The sequence below is a fragment of the Candidatus Liberibacter solanacearum CLso-ZC1 genome, assembly GCF_000183665.1.
GTDB classification, from domain to species: domain Bacteria; phylum Pseudomonadota; class Alphaproteobacteria; order Rhizobiales; family Rhizobiaceae; genus Liberibacter; species Liberibacter solanacearum.
Map to the genome: position 1 here is coordinate 425,983 of NC_014774.1, position 18,588 is coordinate 444,570.

Consider the following 18,588-nt stretch of genomic DNA (forward strand, 5'->3'; position numbering starts at 1 on the left):
ATATAAAATAGGGATCTTTTCATGGATTTTTCTCATAGAAAATATTGTGGTTCCGATGAAATTTTGGTAAAAAATGCACTGATATCTGTATATGATAAAACTGGTATTGTTGAATTTTCTAGGCGACTACTTTCATGGGGGATTAAACTCGTATCAACAGGTGGAACTTGTCAACTGCTTGAAAAAGAAAATATTCCGGTCACAAATATTTCTGACATTACAGGATTCCCTGAAATAATGGATGGGCGTGTCAAGACTTTACATCCTAAGATATATGGGGGGCTATTGGGTATTCGTGATAATCCAGAACATATGATGGCTATGCGGGAGCATGGATTGGAATCAATTGATCTTGTGGTTGTTAACTTATATCCATTTGAAGAATCTTGTTTGAGGGAAGATGAGTATCATACCATAGTAGAAAACATTGATATTGGTGGCCCATCTATGATTAGAGCAGCTGCTAAGAATCATGATTATGTGACTGTTTTAACTGATTCAAAAGACTATCCATTATTTCTATCTGAGATGGAATCCAATAATGGAAAGGTGTTGCTTAATTTTCGAAAAAAAATGGCTTTACAAGCTTTTTTTAGAACTGCTTCTTATGATGCGGCGATTTGCAGGTGGTTTGCAAATGCCAAAAATGAGGATTTCCCTGATTATTTGAATATTACTGGCACAAAGAAGCAAGAGATGCGTTATGGGGAAAATCCTCATCAAAAAGCCGCACTTTATTCTATCCTTAATAAAAAATCCGGAATAGCCAATGCTACTTTGGTTCAAGGAAAGCCACTTTCGTATAATAATATCAATGATCTTGATGCTGCGTATGAACTTGTTTCAGAATTTAGTTCCGAAGATTGTGCCGCTTGTGTGATTGTAAAACACACTAATCCATGTGGTGTAGCAATTGCCGATACCCTTCTTGAAGCATATCGTCGGGCATTATCATGTGATCCTATGTCTGCATTTGGTGGAATTGTTGCATTTAATCAAGCACTAGACCAAGAAGTCGCGCGGGAAGTAATAAAAATTTTTACTGAAGTTATTGTAGCTCCTAACATTTCTAAGGAGGCTGAGGTTGTTATTTCCGAGAAGCCGAACATGCGGTTTTTAAAGACATTTGAGTTATCTGATCCTCGTGCTCAAGATATTGTGTTTAAAACGGTTTCGGGTGGTATTCTCGTACAAACGCGTGATAATAATGTGGTGGATGATCAAGAGTTGACGGTAGTGACAAAAAGAAGCCCAACTCCTAAAGAGTTGAGTGATATGAAATTTGCTCTTAAGATAGTAAAACATGTCAAATCTAATGCCGTTGTCTTTGCTAAAGAAGGTCGTACTATTGGAATTGGTTCTGGTCAAACGAGCAGAGTAGACTCGACTCGTTTTGCGGCGATAAAATCTCAAGGAATTTCTGCACAAGAAGGAATTAAATCTGTAACGAGTGGTGCTGTTATTGCTTCAGAAGCATTTTATCCTTTTCCTGATGGTATTCTAGAGGCCATTAAGGCGGGGGTTACTGCCGTTATTCAGCCTGGGGGATCTATACGAGATTTGGAAATCATTTCAGTTGCAGACCAGCATAATATTGCAATGGTTTTTACAGGGATAAGGCATTTTCGTCATTAATAATACTGAGTGATATTGTAAAAAATTAGGAATTCATCACTGAGTATTAAGAATAAATTCATTGCTATTAGGATTTAAAATCCACAATTCACCAGTTCTAATATCAAACCAAGCACCGTGGATGTGTAGCAAATTTTGTTCTTCTAATTCCCTAACAAAAGGGAAGCCCCGTATGTTGTGTAAGGAATTGCGAATTGAAAGTTGTTCGAGAATAGTTTGTTTTTCAACAGGGTCATTTGTCATTATTTTTTGAGCAATAGGGCGTACGATATCCATCCATTTCCCAATAAAGTCCCCGGGGCATAGAGGAAGGGTTATGGGATCTAAGATGGCTTGTATGCCTCCACAACGACCATGCCCCATGATGACTATATGCTCTACACCAAGGGCTTGAACTGCAAATTCAATTGCAGCAGAGGTCGCATGGTGTTGTCCATCTGGTTCATAAGGTGGTACAATATTCGCAACGTTGCGTACTACAAAAAGATCGCCAGGTTGAGCGTCAAATATTGTCTCAGGTGTAACGCGCGAATCACAGCAGGAGATAATCATTATTTTAGGTTTCTGTTTGTTTGCTAGTGTTTGGAATAACTTTGCATCATAATGATTTTTGATGAAGTGACGGTGGCTTTTAAGTAGTTTTTTGGGAAATTCATTCATAACTCTTAGTTATGTGTTTTTTATCGTAAAAATCAAGTGTGATATGATTAAAACTCACAAATTCTTTAAATAGAGGAAATGATAATGGAAAAAATAATTAAAGATTAAAGTGGTCAAGTTTTGATTGATCTATTAATATGATGATTGATTTGAATGAGAAATAAATGTTTTATTGTTTTTATTGATATATTTACATAATCCAGGCGATAGTAATAATTTGATTATGTACGTCTTCGTTAGTGAAATAAGAGTGATTCTTAAAGGATAATAACGGTGTTTTCGAGAAATTTAAAACGTAGTAGAATCATTGATGATGTTAATGCAGCAATAGCTGTTTTAGGACTTCCATCATTTAGTTCTTCTGTGATGTTTGAAAAAGCTAACATTGATGATCTTGAGAGGTATACGCCACTAATGCTGGCGTTGACCGCTATTGTATCACACGATATTTTGATGGATTGGGATTCCTCTCCTAGTGCGGAGTGTATAGATATTAGGGAGGTAGAAGGCATTAATCCTTCTGGTGCATCAACTAGTATTGTAACGGTTATTGTAGATAATCTTCCTTTCTTATACCAATCTGTCATAGGAGAGATAGTAGCAAGTCATCGTAATATTATGATGGCCATCCATCCAGTTTTGGTAAAAGATAAAAATAGTGATTGGCATTTATATTCTCCTGAAATCCATGATATTTCCCAACGACAAATCAGTTTAATACAAGTTCATATTCCGAAAATATCGCCGGCAGAAGCTGAAGATATTAAAAAACAACTGATCTTTATTATTGATCAACTCAAGTTAATCGCACAAGATTCACAGGCGATGCATTCGTCTATTGATGAGATACAAAATTCTCTTTCGCGTTTCACTAATGTTAGTAATAAAAACAAAGGAGAGGATATAGTTGAGGCTCTGACCTTTCTTGATTGGCTAAAAGAAGATAATTTTAAATTCATGGGAATGCGCTATTATTCTCAGGGAGTGGAACAAGAAAAAATAGGATTAAATCATGACGTTGCGTCAGGATTAGGGATTTTGAAGAATCCCGATCTTTTGATTTTGAGTTTTTATCGGGAAGACAAGCTAGTTGAGCCAGAAGTTCGTGATTTCTTAGAGGGTCCGGATTTTTTAATTGTCACGAAATCAAATGTTATGTCTGTTGTATATCGTCGTGCATATATGGACTTTATAGGCATTAAACATTTTGATGAAAAGGGTAAACTCATTGGCGAGTTACATGTTGTTGGATTTTTCACCCATTTGGCATATTCACAGAGAGCTACAAAGATCCCGTTGTTGCGTGAAAAAATTATTAAGGTTCAAAATCTTCTTAATTTTTATCCTGACAGTCATTCGGATCGTATGTTGCAAAATATGTTGGAAAGTTATCCAAGAGATGAGTTATTTCAAATTGATCCAATGCTCTTAGCATCTTTTTGTGAACAAATTATTGATATTATTGATAGGCCGCGTACACGCGTTCTTCCTCGCATTGATCGTTTTAATCGATTTGTTTCGTTGCTTATCTATATACCGCGGGAATATTTTGATTCTTCTGTTCGCGAGAAGATTGGCAATTATCTATCAGAAGTTTACGTGGGTCATGTATCAGCGTTTTATTCTAGCTTTCTTGAAGAAGGATTGGTTAGGATTCATTTTGTTATAGGCCGTTCAGGGGGGGAGACGCCTAATCCATCTCAAGAGTATCTTGAAGAAGGAGTGCGTTCTATAGTCGCATATTGGGAAGAGAAATTTTATAAAAGCGCTGGAGATGGGATTCCGCGTTTTGTATTTTCTCAGACTTTTCAAGATGTATTTTCTCCTGAAAAAGCTGTAAAATATTTGCACTATATTACCAATTGTACTGAAGGAAAAGAAAAGCTATGCGTTGATTTTTCTAGTAAAGAAGATGGGGGCATTCAGATTAAAATTTTTCATGCAAATGAGCCTTTCTCGTTATCAAAACGTGTGCCATTGCTTGAAAACCTTGGTTTTACAGTCATTAGTGAAGATACTTTTGAAATTAAAATGATTGCAGATGATGGAGAACATCTTGTCGTTTTGTATCAGATGGATTTAAAGCCAGCTAATGCTGTACAGTTTGATCTTGAAAATCGCAGGGATGCTCTTGTTGAAGCTTTTAAATATATTTTCCAGGATAGAGTGGACAATGATTCTTTTAATCATTTGATTATGCTTACGGATTTGCGTGTATATGAGATAAGCGTTTTGCGTTCATATGCTCGGTATCTTCGGCAGACATCTGTTATATGGTCGCAAGACTTTATTGCACAGATTTTGAGTAAAAATCCTTCTATCAGTCAGTTATTGTTCAGTCTTTTCCACAGCCGTTTTGATCCCAATCTGTCTAATAAGGAGAGGGATAAGAGCATTAAGGGAATTTTGAAGGAAATAGATTCTTCTTTATTAAAGGTTTCTAGTTTAGATGACGACACTGTATTGCGTTGTTATGTCAATTTGATTATCGGGACACTGCGAACTAATTACTTTCAAAAACATCCTTATGATCTTGCACTCGTCTTTAAATTTGATTCTAGTCAAATAAAAAGTCTTGGCGCAGAAGAACTTCATCGAGAGATTTTTGTATATTGTGTTGAGGTTGAAGGTGTTCATCTTCGATGTGGAAAGATAGCGCGTGGTGGTTTGCGTTGGTCTGATAGAGCAGAAGATTATCGTACAGAAGTTCTTGGATTAGTGAGGGCTCAAAAAGTTAAGAATGCTGTTATTGTGCCCGTTGGTGCTAAGGGAGGATTTTATCCGAAGAGATTGCCATCTGAGGGTCCACGCGATGAAATTATTAAAATAGGGCGTAAAGCGTACAAGACCTATATTCGTGCATTGCTATCTGTAACAGATAATTTTGAAGGACAAAAGATTATTCATCCTGCAAATACTGTGTGTTTGGATGGGGATGATCCTTATTTTGTTGTTGCTGCAGACAAAGGAACAGCAACTTTTTCGGATACAGCAAATAGCTTGTCTCAAGAGGCAAAATTTTGGTTAGATGATGCCTTCGCTTCAGGTGGGTCAAAGGGTTATGATCATAAAAAAATGGCGATTACAGCACGTGGTGCTTGGGAAACAGTTAAGAGACACTTTCGTGAGATGGATATTGACATTCAAACCATGCCTTTTACGGTAGCTGGTGTTGGTGATATGTCCGGAGATGTGTTCGGAAATGGCATGCTTTTATCTAGGCAGATTAAACTTGTTGCTGCTTTTGATCGTAGCGATATATTTATTGATCCAGATCCAGATTTGGAAACTACTTTTAATGAACGTAAAAGGCTTTTTAATGCCCCTTCTTCAAGTTGGCAGGATTTTGATCGGAAAGTTTTATCTAAGGGTGGGATGATTATTTCGAGAAGAGAGAAATCCGTTCGGTTGACTCCGGAAGCTGCTGCTGTAATAGGAGTTTCGAAGGCGATAAACACCTCTTCTGAGATTGTATCGGCAATTTTGATGGCTCCGGTAGACCTTTTGTGGTTTGGAGGTATTGGAACTTATATTAGTTCATCTCAAGACAGTGACGCAGATATAGGGGATAAAGCAAATAATATTGTGCGTGTAACTGCTGATAATGTACAGGCAAAGGTTATAGGAGAAGGAGCTAATCTTGGTCTTACGCAGAGAGCTCGTATTGTTTACTCATTAAGTGGCGGGCGCATTAATTCTGATGCAATTGATAATTCAGCTGGAGTGAATTGTTCTGATTTAGAGGTCAATATAAAAATTGCATTAGCTTCGGCGATGCGTGATGGAAGGCTTACTTTAGAGGATCGTAATAAACTTTTAAGCTCGATGACTTCTGAAGTGATAGCTCTTGTTTTGCGTAATAATTATTTGCAGTCTTTAGCCATATCTTTGGAAGTTCGTAAGGGTATGGCGATGATGTGGAATTTTGCACAACTTATGAAGTTTTTGGAAAAAGAGGGTTCTCTTGATCGAAAAATTGAACATTTGCCAAGCATTGCGGCTTTTGAAGAGCGTATTAGTGCGGATATTCCTCTTAGTCGTCCGGAAGTTGGAATTTTACTCTCGTATGCTAAGCTTAAATTATCAGAAAAATTATTGGAGGGTACTCTTATAGATGATCCATGGTTTACTAATCTATTACTGAACTATTTTCCTGAGAAGTTAAGCCAATTATATTCTGAAGACATTATGAATCATCAACTGCGTAGGGCGATAATTGCGACAGTTTTGGCTAATAGGATTATTAATAAAGGAGGGTCTTGCTTTGTTGTAAGCTTATCTAAAGAAACTAGTTCTTCAATTGAAAATGTTGTTCGTTCTGCTGTGATAGCGTATGCTGGTTATGAATTGGATTATCTTTGGAAAGAGGTAGATCGATTGGATAACCAGATTAGTGGTGAGCTACAGAACAAGATATATGAAGAGATTAGATTTATTTTTATTAATCTTACACGTCTTCTCATAAAAAATGGAACGTTTATTGGGGATATAGGTAATGCGGTCAAGCGCCTTCTGACAGCATTTCATAAGCTTGATGCCTTATTGCAGGAAAAGATACCAGAGGAATGGTCGGAGCGCTTCAATAAACGTGTTATGAATCTCATTAGCAATGGTTTTCCACCCGATATTGCCAACAAAATTGTTCGTATGCAATTTTTAATGGTTGTCCCAGATTTAATTGATATATCAGAAACATGTAATACGAGTTTGTTAGTAGTTCTAGATATGTGGTCGGCTATTTCAGCGGGATTAGGTGTTGATAGATTGCTATCTGTGGCTAACAACGTTGTTGTAGACGATCATTATGAGAATCTTGCATTGTCTGCGGGTTTAGATTGGATGTATTCTGCGCGACGTGAGATGATTGCTAAGGCTATTACTGCTGGTAGTTCTGTTGCTACTATTATGCAAAATGAGAAATGGCAAGAAGTAAAAGATCAGGTTTTTGACATTCTTTCTACTGAAGAGGAAGAAGTGACTGTTGCTCAGATCACTGTTGCGACTCATCTCTTATCAGGATTTCTCTTGAAGATTTAATGGGTTTATCAAAAGAGATATTCTAGCGTAAAGATTTCTTGTCATTTGCGTAGAATTATTGGTTGCAGTATATGAATAAGATGCTCATTCTGTTGGTAGCCTATTTTACTTTTATTCAGTGTTGGGATTTGACAGAAATATCAATATTATCTTTATGAAATCAAGAAAAGTATTCTCTGCTTGGTTTATTATTTTAAAAAGATATAATTTTTGCATCTTTATGGAGTTTTAACCTGAAATGGATCACTTTGTAATATATGATTATGAAACATTTGGTCTGGATGTGGCTCGGGATCGTCCAGCACAGTTTGCTGGTATTCGCATTGATCACCAATTGGAAACAATACAGAGTAAAGAAGTATTTTTTTGCAAGCCTTCTGATGATTATTTAGTAGATCCAGAATCAGTATTAATAACGGGGATTACGCCACAAAAAGCATTGCGTGATGGTGTTGTAGAGCATGAATTTGCCCAACGCGTGTATCAATTTTTTTGCAAGCCTAATACTTGTATCTTTGGGTATAACAACATTCGATTTGATGATAAATATAGTCAGAACATTTTTTATCGTAATTTTTATGATCCTTATGGTTGGAGTTATAAGAATGGTAATTCTCGATGGGATTTAATAAATGTTATGCGTGCTATTTATGCTTTTTCTCCTGATGGGATTCAATGGCCACATAGAGACGATGGATTCCCTAGTTTTAAGCTTCAGGATTTAGCGCTTGCTAATGGCATTGAATATGTCAATGCACATGATGCAGAGCAAGATGTTGATGCTACTCTTGCGCTAGCTCGGTTAGTGCGTCGAGAAAAGCCTAAATTATTTAATTATTTATATAATTCGCGGAATAAAATGCATCTAAAAAGTTTGATAGATATCAGGAATTTAACTCCATTAGTACATGTTTCGAGTAAGTTCGGGGCTGCTCAGGCAAATACTGCTTTGATTGCTCCTATAGCATGGCATCCTCGTAATGCTAATGAAATAATCGCCTGTAATTTGAGTGGGGATATGCAGGTATTACAAGATTTGGATAGCATCGAATTAGGTAAACGGTTATTTACACGTCATGATCAATTGAATGGATTATCTCCTGTTCCTCTAAAATCAGTACATATTAACCGATGTCCAGTTCTTTTCCCTATTGGTTCTTTCCATTCAAAAAAATTTGAACGTTTAGGGATTGATGATAAGCGTTGTGTAGACAATTTGAAATTATTGCGTCAACAAGTCGACTTACAAGAAAAAGTCATTGCGATATATGATAAGCCTTTTGTTTCTTTATCAGAAGACGTAGATTCTCGTTTGTATGATGGTTTTTTGAGTGATGAAGATTGTAAAATGAGAGATTGTATACCGTTGACTGAACCAGAAAAATTATCGACGTTAAATTTTCAATTTACTGATCAGAGATTGCCTGAGTTATTGTTTCGGTATAGAGCGCGTAATTTTCCTCATACATTAGATAGTAAAGAGAAGCAGGCTTGGCTAGAACATCGCAAGGCGATTTTTACTCGGTCTCGAATTGAAGAATATGAGAACAAGCTACATACTCTCCTTAACGCTTATAAAAGCAACGAGCGGGAAGAGCGCTTGGTTCAATTGCTTTTTGATTATCTCCAACTGATTGTTCCAAAAGTTTATGCCTAATCAATAAAATATTTTGACTGAAAAAGGAGCTAGTATAAAATTGGGCTAATGGATAAGTTTTAACATATCGTTTTAAAATGATTATTTTCTGTCTTCTATAGAATAAAATGCTTGATTATTTGATGAAATCTCAACATATTCGTTAGTTAGATGGAGAGGTGGCCGAGTGGTTGAAGGCGCGCCCCTGCTAAGGGCGTATGCGGAAACGTATCGAGGGTTCGAATCCCTTCCTCTCCTCCAGTAATCGATCGTTGTTTCTTTTTTTGATTGAAATTCAGTGTTTTTAAGTTTTGTCATAGAAGTTCTTGAGATAACAAGGAGCATTGCTACGGTATTAGGTCTTGTTTTTATATCTTGTTTTTCTATGGACTGATTGAATTTTGAACAAATTTAGGAAATTAAGTGTTCTGAAGATCATTAGATTATAGTAAGCCGAAAAGCTCAATTTAGTGCCATAAAGCTAGCGGCATAATGATCAAAAACAAGATAAGCGTTGGATCGGCTCCAACTACTTTATCCTTTTAATGACATATATTTTTCATTATGTCATCGGGAATATCAAGGTTGGAATATACGTCTTGGACATCTTCATCATTTTCAAAATTATCAATCATTTTGATAATAGATTTTGCTTTATTTTCGTCCGATATTTGTATTAAGTTTAGAGGTTTCCATATAATTTTAATACTTTTCGCTTCTCCAAATTTTTGTTCTAATTGTTTCGATATTTGCCCTACATTGCTGAAATCACAGTGAAAGATATATTCTTTATCTTCGTCTAGAAATTCGTTGGCACCGACTTCAATAGCTGCCTCCATAGCTGTATCAGGATCTCCAACTGTTGAATGGTAAATAATTTCTCCAATTTGCTCAAAGAAACGAGTTGTGGATCCTATGGCGCCAAGAGATCCATTGGCTTTAGTAAAAATAGCGCGGATGTTAGATGCAGTACGGTTACGATTATCAGTTAGGGTTTCAATAATTATAGCAATGCCTTCAGGGCCATAGCCTTCGTATCGAATGTTAGTATAATTGTTTAGATCATTGTTCCCAGCTTTTTTAATGGCACGTTCAATATTTTCTTTGGGCATCGATTGACTCTTAGCATTTTGAATAGCCAATCTTAGACGTGGATTTTCTAATGGATTAGGTCCAGATAATTTTGCCGAAACTGTTATTTCACGAGATAACTTAGAGAATATTTTTGATCGCATAGCATCTTTTCGTTCTTTGCGATGCATAATATTTTTAAATTGAGAATGTCCAGCCATGAATATAATCTCGTTTGAATTGTGAAGTTACTAAGATGTAAAATTAAATTTATTTCTTTAATTTTTGTTTATTATGTCCAAAAATCTGGGCTTGTTTGTTGAAGACGAGCGCCAATACGTATGGGGGCAATCTTTTCGGTTAGTCCAGTGACATCGGAAATATCGGCACAGATACCACATAACGTTGCGGGTCCATTCGCAACAACGAAGCGATTATGTGGAATTTGTGAAATAAAACGATTAATAGGCTCTTCTTTATCCAAGCCGATAGATGAATTATAATCGCCGCACATTCCGAGATCGGATATATAGCCAGTACCACCATCAAGAATCTGTGCATCAGCAGTAGGAATATGAGTATGGGTTCCTACTACAAGGCTAGCGCGACTGTCTACAAAATGGGCAAAGCATTGTTTTTCACTGGTTGTTTCGGCATGAAAGTCAAAGACTATAACATCGGCTTGTTCTTTTAAAGGACATGTTTCTAAAATTTTATCAGATGTTCTAAATGGATCGTCTAATATAGGATTCATAAAAATTCTCCCCATAATATTTGAGACCAAGACATTCGCACCGTTTTTAGCTTTATAAAGTCCAGATCCATTGCCAGGAGTATCAAGAGGATAATTTGCGGGGCGTAAGAAATGGTGGTGACGTTGAGAAAATATAAGGGCTTCTCGTTTGTCCCAAGAATGGTTCCCTGTGGTTATGACATCTATTCCAATCTCTATCATTTCAAGGAATATTTTTTCAGTGATACCAAAACCACCAGCACTATTTTCTCCATTTGCTACCACGAAATCAAGTTTAAAATCTCGAATGAGGCGAGGTAGTGTGTCATATACAATAGATCTGCCTGCTTTTCCAACTATGTCACCAAGGAATAAAAGTCTCATACTTTTCCTATATCTAATTAAATTGATCAAATCTACTTTCAGTTAGAATTGCATGTAAGCGAATATCAGTAGATTCCACTTTTATGTAGGAGGTTTCCTGAACATCAAATGCAATACCTACGAGATAAGGATTTTTCCCCTCAAGGCGAGCATTAGCTATAGCATGATCATAATATCCTTTACCATATCCTATACGATTGCCATGAGAATCAAAAGCAACAAGTGGCATCAAGATGAGATCTGGATTAATTTCCTGAGCATGTCGTGGTGGGGATAGGATGCCAAATTTTTCCTTCACCAGATATTTTGGATCATCGTATTGGCGAAAAATCATTTTGTTTCCTTTTATTGCTGGGAGACAGAAAGAACATCCTTTGTTTCTTATTTTTTCGATAAAGATTTTTACATTGACTTCGGACTGAATAGGGTAAAAAGTAGCAATTTTCATACCATTTTTCAACGGTATTTTTTTTGCTCCGAGCGTTGCTAGAGCAACGCTTCTCGTGTGATGATATGTGGGGGAGAGAAGATTACGTATTATTTTTTTTTTTGCGTATTAGCTTCTTATGGTCTTTCGAGATCATGTGAAATCCTCAACATGGCTGCATAATAAGAGGGCGGTTTTCTGAGACGGCTTATTTTAGCATTCAATTTATATTTTATAGATCTCATTTTTACGATACTATTGTATGCTGTCAAGATTAATATCAATCAATTAATTTTTAATAATACTATAAGCAAAGGTTTAAGTTCTTGTTTTCTTTTGCGCTTATAAAGTATTAATAAAGAGTATTCCCGATAGTCGATTCGATATTCTCATAGAGGTATTAAGCATCTTACAACAATTATAATATTTTCTTCAGTAAATTCTAGTGTTCTTATTGAGCAAATTATTTTATTGGTTTAGTGTAGATTTCTAGGTCATGATCATAAAAAAAAGGCATTAAAAAGGATGGGATTCATCAGTTGTATATTCGCGTAGATAATTGTCAATATTATCTTTGATTATGAAGGTATTCTTAGTTTTTTTGAGTAAAATTTTATGAGCCAAATCAAAGGAATGTAGTTTTGTCGTTGAGGAGATGTTGATGCGGTGCGATGGATATAAAAAGATGGCTAATGCCATTAGGTTTTTGTCAATGGATGCTATAGAGAACGTCAATTCTGGGCATCCAGGATTGCCTATGGGAATGGCAGATGTGATCACTGTTCTTTTCTCACAATTCATGGCGTTTGATCCTAAATGTCCATCATGGCCAAATCGTGATCGTTTTGTTTTGTCAGCGGGGCATGGCTCCATGTTGTATTACTCATTGCTCTATCTTTTAGGGTATCAGGACATAACAATTGATGACATCAAAAAATTTCGAACAATTGGCTCTAAAACAGCAGGGCATCCTGAATATGGATTTCTTTCTGGAATTGAGGCTACTACCGGACCTTTAGGGCAAGGAATTGCCAATGCTGTCGGCATGGCTATTGCCGAGCGTAAATTAAGAGATGAATTTAGTGATGCATTGATCAATCATTATACTTATGTATTGGTCGGTGATGGTTGTTTGATGGAAGGTATTAGTCAAGAAGCGATTTCTTTAGCAGGGCATCTTGGATTAAATAAACTGATCGTTCTTTGGGATAATAATGGTATTTCAATTGATGGTTCTATTTCCTTAGCTGATTCTACAGATCAGCATGCTCGTTTCCGTGCGTCTGGATGGAATACATTGTCTGTTAATGGACATGATTATAATGCTATTGCATCTATCTTGAGAGAAGCCCAAGAATCCAACAAACCTACGATGATTGCTTGTGAGACGGTTATTGGTTTTGGATCTCCAAATAAAGCGGGGACGAATAAAGTCCATGGTTCTGCTTTGGGTAAAGAAGAAATAAAAGCTACTCGTAAGGCTCTGAATTGGAATTTAGATCCTTTTTTGATTCCTGATGAAATAATGAAAGAATGGCGTTCGGTTGGATTACGCTCTTCTCAAATAAGGGCAGATTGGCAATCCCATCTTTCTTCTATTGAGAGTGATGTGCAAAAAGAATTTAATCGTCGTTTTTCAGATGAATTGCCTGATTGTTTTGATAATACTATTATGCAATTGAAGAAAAAGATTGGGGAATCTAAGCCAGAAGTTGCTACACGCAAATCTTCTGAAATGGTACTAGAAGTGATTAATGATTGTTTGCCAGAGATCATCGGAGGATCGGCAGATCTTACTGGTTCTAACGGCACGAAAACCAGTCAAATGAAATCTATTTCTAGGAGTGATTTTTCAGGTCGTTACTTACACTATGGTGTGCGTGAACATGCTATGGCTGCGGTGATGAATGGCATAGCATTGCATAAGGGATTAGTGCCATACTCGGGAACGTTTATGGTATTTTCTGATTACAGTCGCCCTTCTATAAGGTTGGCGTCTTTAATGGGAATAAGGGTTGTTCATGTTTTAACACATGATTCTATAGGGGTAGGTGAAGATGGACCTACACATCAACCCGTAGAACATATGGCGGCATTGAGAGCTATACCTAATCTTCTTGTTTTTAGACCTGCGGATTCGATAGAAACATTAGAATGTTGGCAGGTAGCTCTTAAGAAGAAAAGTTGTCCATCTGTATTATCTTTGTCTAGACAAAATTTGCCTTTTCTCCGTACTCAATATGAAGAAAAAAATTTATGTTCTTTAGGTGCTTATGATTATATTGCTTGTCCTAATGCACAAGTAGCGATTTTTGCTTCAGGTTCTGAATTAAAGATTGCTGTAGAAGCGCGTAATCTTTTATCTGCTAGGAATATTTCTGCTCGTGTGATTTCAGTTCCTTGTTTTGAATTGTTTTTTGAACAATCAGACGCATACCGTGCACAAATTATAGGGACATCTCCCGTTAAGATTGCTGTTGAGGCAGGATTGCGTCAAGGGTGGGATTCTTTGATAGGAAGTGATGGGGATTTTGTTGGCATGAAAGGTTTTGGATCTTCAGGATCTTGCGATCTTCTTTATCAACATTTTGGTATAACTGCTACTGCAATAGTGGCTTTGGTGGAGAGGAAATTATTAACATAATTTTTAATTGTTTTAGATGTTTCTTTTTTAAAGTACAAGGGGAAGAAAAGATATGGTTAGCAAGGTTTCTATAAATGGTTTTGGTCGTATTGGACGATGTGTTTTGCGTTCAGCAGTTGAGTCTGGGCGTGATGATATTAGAATTGTAGCTATTAATGATCTTAATTCCATAGAAACAATTGCTCACTTGTTCCGTTATGATTCGGTGCATGGAAGATTCCCAGGAGAAGTGAAGATTTCGGGGGATACTATAGATGTTGGGTTTGGGGCAATAAAAGTAACAAGCATTCGTGATCCGCAGAATCTGCCATGGAATGATGTTGATATAGCTATGGAGTGTACTGGTTTTTTTACAACGAAGGAAAAAGCCTCGCTGCATTTATCTAATGGTTCTAAACGTGTTTTGGTTTCTGCTCCGTGTAAGGGGGCGGATAAGACTATTGTCTATGGTATCAATCATACATCGTTAAATGAAAGAGATGTTATTATTTCGAATGCTTCTTGTACTACAAATTGTTTGGTTCCAATAGTTTATGTTCTAGATAAAATGTTTGGGATTGAAAAAGGATATATGACGACTGTTCATTCTTATACGGGTGATCAACATATTCTAGATGCAGGGCATGATGATCCTTATCGTTCGCGTGCAGCAGCGATATCAATGATTCCTACGTCGACTGGAGCAGCTAAATCTGTGGAATTGGTTTTGCCTCATCTTAAAGGAAAATTGGATGGTTCGTCCGTTCGAGTTCCTACGCCTAATGTATCAATGGTAGATTTGAAATGTGTAACCAGTCGCAATGTGAATGTTGATGAAATCAATGCGGCGATGAGAGATTTTGCTGAAGGGGATATGAAAAATATTCTGGATTATGTTGCTCTGCCTTTAGTATCGATAGATTTTAATCATAATGCCTATTCGTCTATATTTGCAGCTGATCAGACGAAGGTAGTCGCTAACAATCTTGTGCGTGTTTTGGCTTGGTATGATAATGAATGGGGTTTTTCCAATCGTATGTTGGATACTGCATCAGCAATTGCAAAGTTGTTGTAGAGGTGAGAGCTTTTTTCATCGCAGATTCTTTTAAAAAAAGAAATGAGAAATTTATTATGAGATTGATCTAATTTTCATGTGTTCTGAGTTTTGTATGGAAAGGTTGAAGTTATGAGTTATCTTAGGACCATGGATGACCTTAATGATATAAGAGGGCGTCGTTGTTTGTTGCGTGTTGATTGGAACGTTCCTTTTATAGAGGGTAAGATTGCAGATGTTACGCGTATTGAGCGTTCAGTTCCTACAATCCTTGAGCTTGTAAGGAAAAAAGCAAAAATTGTGATTCTGTCTCATCTAGGGCGTCCCAACAATAAGTCAGATAAAGATAGTTCTTTATGTCAAGTAATTCCTATTGCAGAATCCATCCTTAAAAAAAAGATTCTTTTTGTTGAAGACTGCATTGGTTTTTCATTGTCTCAATCGGTATCCTCTTTGTCAGAAGGCGGTATTATTCTTACTGAGAATGTTCGTTTTTATCCAGGAGAAGAGAATAATGATCCAGATTTTGTCAATATGTTGGCGGAAAACGGAGATTTTTATATAAATGATGCTTTTTCTGTTTCTCATAGGGTTCATGCTTCTATTGAGGGTTTATCTCGTTTATTGCCTTCTTATATGGGTCGTGCCATGCAAAAAGAGCTTAGTATGCTAGAAGTTTGTTTTAGCGTATCAAAAAAACCTTTGGTTGCAATTATCGGGGGTTCTAAAGTTTCTACAAAGATTGATTTGCTGGGTAATCTGGTGAAAAAAGTTGATAAGCTAGTGATCGGCGGTGGTATGGCTAATAGTTTTTTAGTGGCGGATGGAATGGGAGTGGGCAGATCATTGTGTCAACGTGATTTTTCTGAAAGTGTGCGCCAGATAGTCTTTGAAGCTCAGAAATCTTCTTGTGAAATTATTTTGCCGCAAGATGTTGTGGTCGCTAAAGAAATGAAAAAAGGTATTGCTACACAAAGTGTTTCAACGAGGTCTGTGCCATCAGATTCTATGATTTTGGACATTGGTTTTAAAACGATAGAGTATATTAAACAGGTAATTTCACAAGCTAAAACAGTTATATGGAATGGGCCGCTTGGTGTTTTTGAAATAGAACCTTTCGACTTGGCTACGGTTGAGATAGCGCGTTATGTGGCTAAACTTACAAAAGAAAAAAAAATTATTTCAATTGCAGGGGGAGGGGATACTATAACCGCACTTTCTCATGCAGGTATTGTTGATGAATTTACTTATGCTTCCACGGCTGGAGGAGCTTTTTTTGAATGGTTAGAAGGAAAAGATTTACCTGGTCTAGCAGCATTATCTTCTAGTGATGGACGCTTACTCCTTAGGGAAAGAGATTTTGTCGTATGTAAGAATCAGGTATCCGTTGAGTTGTAACTAAACTACAATAAACAAATTATTGCCGGAAAATATTTTATGGAGAGAACAGATAATGGTCGAAGAACTGAAAAGGAATGTTGCTACAATACTTCAAGAAGGGAAAGGAATCCTTGCCGCTGATGAGTCTAATGCTACTATACAAAAGCGTTTTAATGCGATCAATGTAGAATCAACAGAAAATTTGAGACGTGATTATCGAGAAATGTTGTTTCGTTCAAAAGATGCTATGCAATACATTTCTAGTATTCTCCTTTATGAAGAAACCCTTTATCAGAAATCTCAGGATGGTACGCCATTAGTGGATCTTATATCTTCTTCTGGTGTATTGATCGGGATCAAAGTTGATCGTGGATTAAAGCCTTGTCCGCTATATCCAGGGGAATGTATTACTATAGGCCTAGATGATTTAGATGTGAGATTAAAGTTGTATAAAGATGCTGGGGCTCGTGTTGCTAAATGGCGCGTGGTCTTGTCTGTTTCTGATGTATTACCAAGTGTGGCTGTTGTTAAAGCAAATATGCACATATTAGCGCGCTATGCTGCTCTTTGTCAGAGTGCTGGAATTGTTCCGATAGTTGAGCCTGAAGTTCTTATGGATGGAGATCATACAATTGAACGTTGTGCGGAAGTGACAGAATTTGTGTTACGTACGTTATTTGATGAATTATACACCATGAGAGTTTGTTTTGAAGGTTTGGTTCTAAAATCAAATATGATTCTTCCAGGAAAAGATGCTCCTCAAGTATCAGATGAAGAAATTGCGAACAAGACCATACGAATACTTAAGCGTGTAGTTCCTTGTTCTGTCCAAGGTATAGCATTTCTATCTGGGGGACAGTCTGAACAAGATGCTACAGCACGTTTGTCGGCAATGAATGCTATGGGAAACTCTCCTTGGCGATTAAGTTTTTCCTATGGTCGTGCATTACAGGAATCTGCATTACGTGTATGGAACGGAAAACAGGAAAATATCATTGCTGCACAACGTGTTTTATCACATCGTGCTCAGATGAATAGTTTGGCAACTAAAGGATGTTGGGAAAGACATCTAGAAAGAAATAATGATAAATAATTTTGGAAAAAGAATGATAGGCTATTTAAAAATCATAAGAAGTGGTCTTCTATTGGAAAGATATTCTTTCTCAATAATGTTGTAGTAATGGTGACCTTTCATTTTAAAGTGTGAGTAGAGATACTCACTTTCTTGAAAATTGATATATTTAGGGCATTTTAGATAAGGATTAATCTATGTCTAATCGTATTTCGGGTGCAATTAGTTTTATGGATAGAACGGTATCTTCTATTCGATTGAAAGTTCTTTATAAAGAGTGTATGTCTCTTGTAGAAGAGACGTCTTGTTATTTTGATGAAGAGGGACTTTCATTATCCAAAACATTGTCACGTGTAGTTTCATCGTTATATACTTCTGAATCAGTACTGTTAACAACGCGCTTAATGCAGATGGTTTCTTGGTTATTGCTGCGGCGTGCTTTAGAAGATGGGAATATGACTCTGGAACAGGTTATAGCAGAGAAAAAGAAAATAAAATTTGATTCTTCTCATTTGGATTATACTATTCCTGAGTGGAGCGATCTTCCATCTTTTTTTAGAAATCTTGTGGAACGTTCTTTACAACTTCAAAAGCGAGTAGTTTTGCTAGATAAAGAAATATACCGGACAGATCTCAATGATGTATCGCATAAGCCCAATCATGTTCAAACACAAATTAAATTATTAGAAGCCTGTTTTGAAAATTTTTAGATTTATGCTATTTGTTATTTAGATGGGTATCTCGTAATGGATATAAGTTATAAGTATCCTAAACTATTTTCTTGTAAAATATTTTTTATCTTGTGATTTAGATTTTTTAAAGTAATCGAAAAATTCTTTTTTTAAATTACTTTATTTTTTTGATCATATCTTCTTG

At 36.5% G+C, this 18,588-nt stretch carries 12 protein-coding genes and 1 tRNA gene; 9 read left to right on the forward strand and 4 right to left on the reverse strand.

The window, feature by feature from the left end; all coding sequences use genetic code 11:
• Positions 1-21 precede the first annotated feature (21 nt).
• Positions 22-1,635 carry a bifunctional phosphoribosylaminoimidazolecarboxamide formyltransferase/IMP cyclohydrolase gene (gene purH / locus CKC_RS01950; RefSeq protein WP_013461809.1) on the forward strand — a complete coding sequence of 538 codons (1,614 nt, stop codon included), beginning with the start codon at positions 22-24 and terminating at the stop codon, positions 1,633-1,635.
• A 36-nt stretch (positions 1,636-1,671) separates the two neighbouring features.
• Here the strand turns inward: purH and CKC_RS01955 are convergent, their stop codons facing one another.
• Positions 1,672-2,295, reverse strand: coding sequence for a carbonic anhydrase (locus CKC_RS01955; RefSeq protein WP_013461810.1), 624 nt, complete (start codon positions 2,293-2,295; stop codon positions 1,672-1,674).
• A 273-nt stretch (positions 2,296-2,568) separates the two neighbouring features.
• On the opposite strand from CKC_RS01955, the gene CKC_RS01960 reads away from it, so the two are divergent.
• The 3 genes from CKC_RS01960 (at position 2,569) to CKC_RS01970 (ending at position 9,229) form a co-directional block, all read left to right on the forward strand.
• Positions 2,569-7,332 carry an NAD-glutamate dehydrogenase gene (locus tag CKC_RS01960; protein ID WP_013461811.1) on the forward strand — a complete coding sequence of 1,588 codons (4,764 nt, stop codon included), beginning with the start codon at positions 2,569-2,571 and terminating at the stop codon, positions 7,330-7,332.
• Between the two features lie 238 nt (positions 7,333-7,570).
• Entirely contained in the window at positions 7,571-8,989 is a 1,419-nt protein-coding gene (sbcB, locus tag CKC_RS01965) for an exodeoxyribonuclease I (protein ID WP_013461812.1), read from the forward strand.
• A 152-nt stretch (positions 8,990-9,141) separates the two neighbouring features.
• Positions 9,142-9,229 (forward strand) — tRNA-Ser (locus CKC_RS01970).
• A 281-nt stretch (positions 9,230-9,510) separates the two neighbouring features.
• On the opposite strand, the gene CKC_RS01975 is transcribed toward CKC_RS01970, so the two are convergent.
• From CKC_RS01975 to CKC_RS01985, 3 genes are all read right to left on the reverse strand, one after another.
• Complete coding sequence (locus tag CKC_RS01975) at positions 9,511-10,260, reverse strand: YebC/PmpR family DNA-binding transcriptional regulator (RefSeq protein WP_013461813.1); 750 nt, start codon at positions 10,258-10,260, stop codon at positions 9,511-9,513.
• A 71-nt stretch (positions 10,261-10,331) separates the two neighbouring features.
• Positions 10,332-11,156, reverse strand: a complete 825-nt coding sequence (locus CKC_RS01980; protein WP_013461814.1) for a TIGR00282 family metallophosphoesterase — start codon at positions 11,154-11,156, stop codon at positions 10,332-10,334.
• A gap of 13 nt (positions 11,157-11,169) precedes the next feature.
• Positions 11,170-11,697 carry a 5-formyltetrahydrofolate cyclo-ligase gene (locus CKC_RS01985; RefSeq protein ID WP_338028866.1) on the reverse strand — a complete coding sequence of 176 codons (528 nt, stop codon included), beginning with the start codon at positions 11,695-11,697 and terminating at the stop codon, positions 11,170-11,172.
• A gap of 544 nt (positions 11,698-12,241) precedes the next feature.
• On the opposite strand from CKC_RS01985, the gene tkt reads away from it, so the two are divergent.
• The 5 genes from tkt to CKC_RS02010 all read left to right on the forward strand — a co-directional run bounded on the left by tkt (position 12,242) and on the right by CKC_RS02010 (position 18,422).
• Positions 12,242-14,227, forward strand: a complete 1,986-nt coding sequence (gene tkt / locus CKC_RS01990) for a transketolase (protein WP_407059605.1) — start codon at positions 12,242-12,244, stop codon at positions 14,225-14,227.
• A 52-nt stretch (positions 14,228-14,279) separates the two neighbouring features.
• Entirely contained in the window at positions 14,280-15,281 is a 1,002-nt protein-coding gene (gene gap, locus CKC_RS01995) for a type I glyceraldehyde-3-phosphate dehydrogenase (RefSeq protein WP_013461817.1), read from the forward strand.
• Between the two features lie 111 nt (positions 15,282-15,392).
• Positions 15,393-16,658 (forward strand): phosphoglycerate kinase, encoded by a 1,266-nt coding sequence (locus CKC_RS02000; RefSeq protein ID WP_013461818.1) that lies wholly within the window; start codon positions 15,393-15,395, stop codon positions 16,656-16,658.
• 55 nt (positions 16,659-16,713) lie between these two features.
• Entirely contained in the window at positions 16,714-17,733 is a 1,020-nt protein-coding gene (locus CKC_RS02005) for a class I fructose-bisphosphate aldolase (protein ID WP_013461819.1), read from the forward strand.
• 176 nt (positions 17,734-17,909) lie between these two features.
• Positions 17,910-18,422: a DUF1465 family protein gene (locus CKC_RS02010; RefSeq protein WP_013461820.1), complete on the forward strand. Its 513-nt coding sequence runs from the start codon at positions 17,910-17,912 to the stop codon at positions 18,420-18,422.
• The last annotated feature ends 166 nt before the right edge of the window (positions 18,423-18,588 follow it).

Excerpts from the sequence above, each read along its gene's own strand:
- CKC_RS01955 (WP_013461810.1), bottom strand. The coding sequence starts at position 2,295 with ATGAATGAATTTCCCAAAAAACTACTTAAAAGCCACCGTCACTTCATC.
- CKC_RS02000 (WP_013461818.1), top strand. The coding sequence starts at position 15,393 with ATGAGTTATCTTAGGACCATGGATGACCTTAATGATATAAGAGGGCGT.
- CKC_RS01975 (WP_013461813.1), bottom strand. The coding sequence starts at position 10,260 with ATGGCTGGACATTCTCAATTTAAAAATATTATGCATCGCAAAGAACGA.
- sbcB (WP_013461812.1), top strand. The coding sequence starts at position 7,571 with ATGGATCACTTTGTAATATATGATTATGAAACATTTGGTCTGGATGTG.
- CKC_RS02005 (WP_013461819.1), top strand. The coding sequence starts at position 16,714 with ATGGTCGAAGAACTGAAAAGGAATGTTGCTACAATACTTCAAGAAGGG.
- gap (WP_013461817.1), top strand. The coding sequence starts at position 14,280 with ATGGTTAGCAAGGTTTCTATAAATGGTTTTGGTCGTATTGGACGATGT.
- purH (WP_013461809.1), top strand. The coding sequence starts at position 22 with ATGGATTTTTCTCATAGAAAATATTGTGGTTCCGATGAAATTTTGGTA.
- CKC_RS02010 (WP_013461820.1), top strand. The coding sequence starts at position 17,910 with ATGTCTAATCGTATTTCGGGTGCAATTAGTTTTATGGATAGAACGGTA.
- CKC_RS01980 (WP_013461814.1), bottom strand. The coding sequence starts at position 11,156 with ATGAGACTTTTATTCCTTGGTGACATAGTTGGAAAAGCAGGCAGATCT.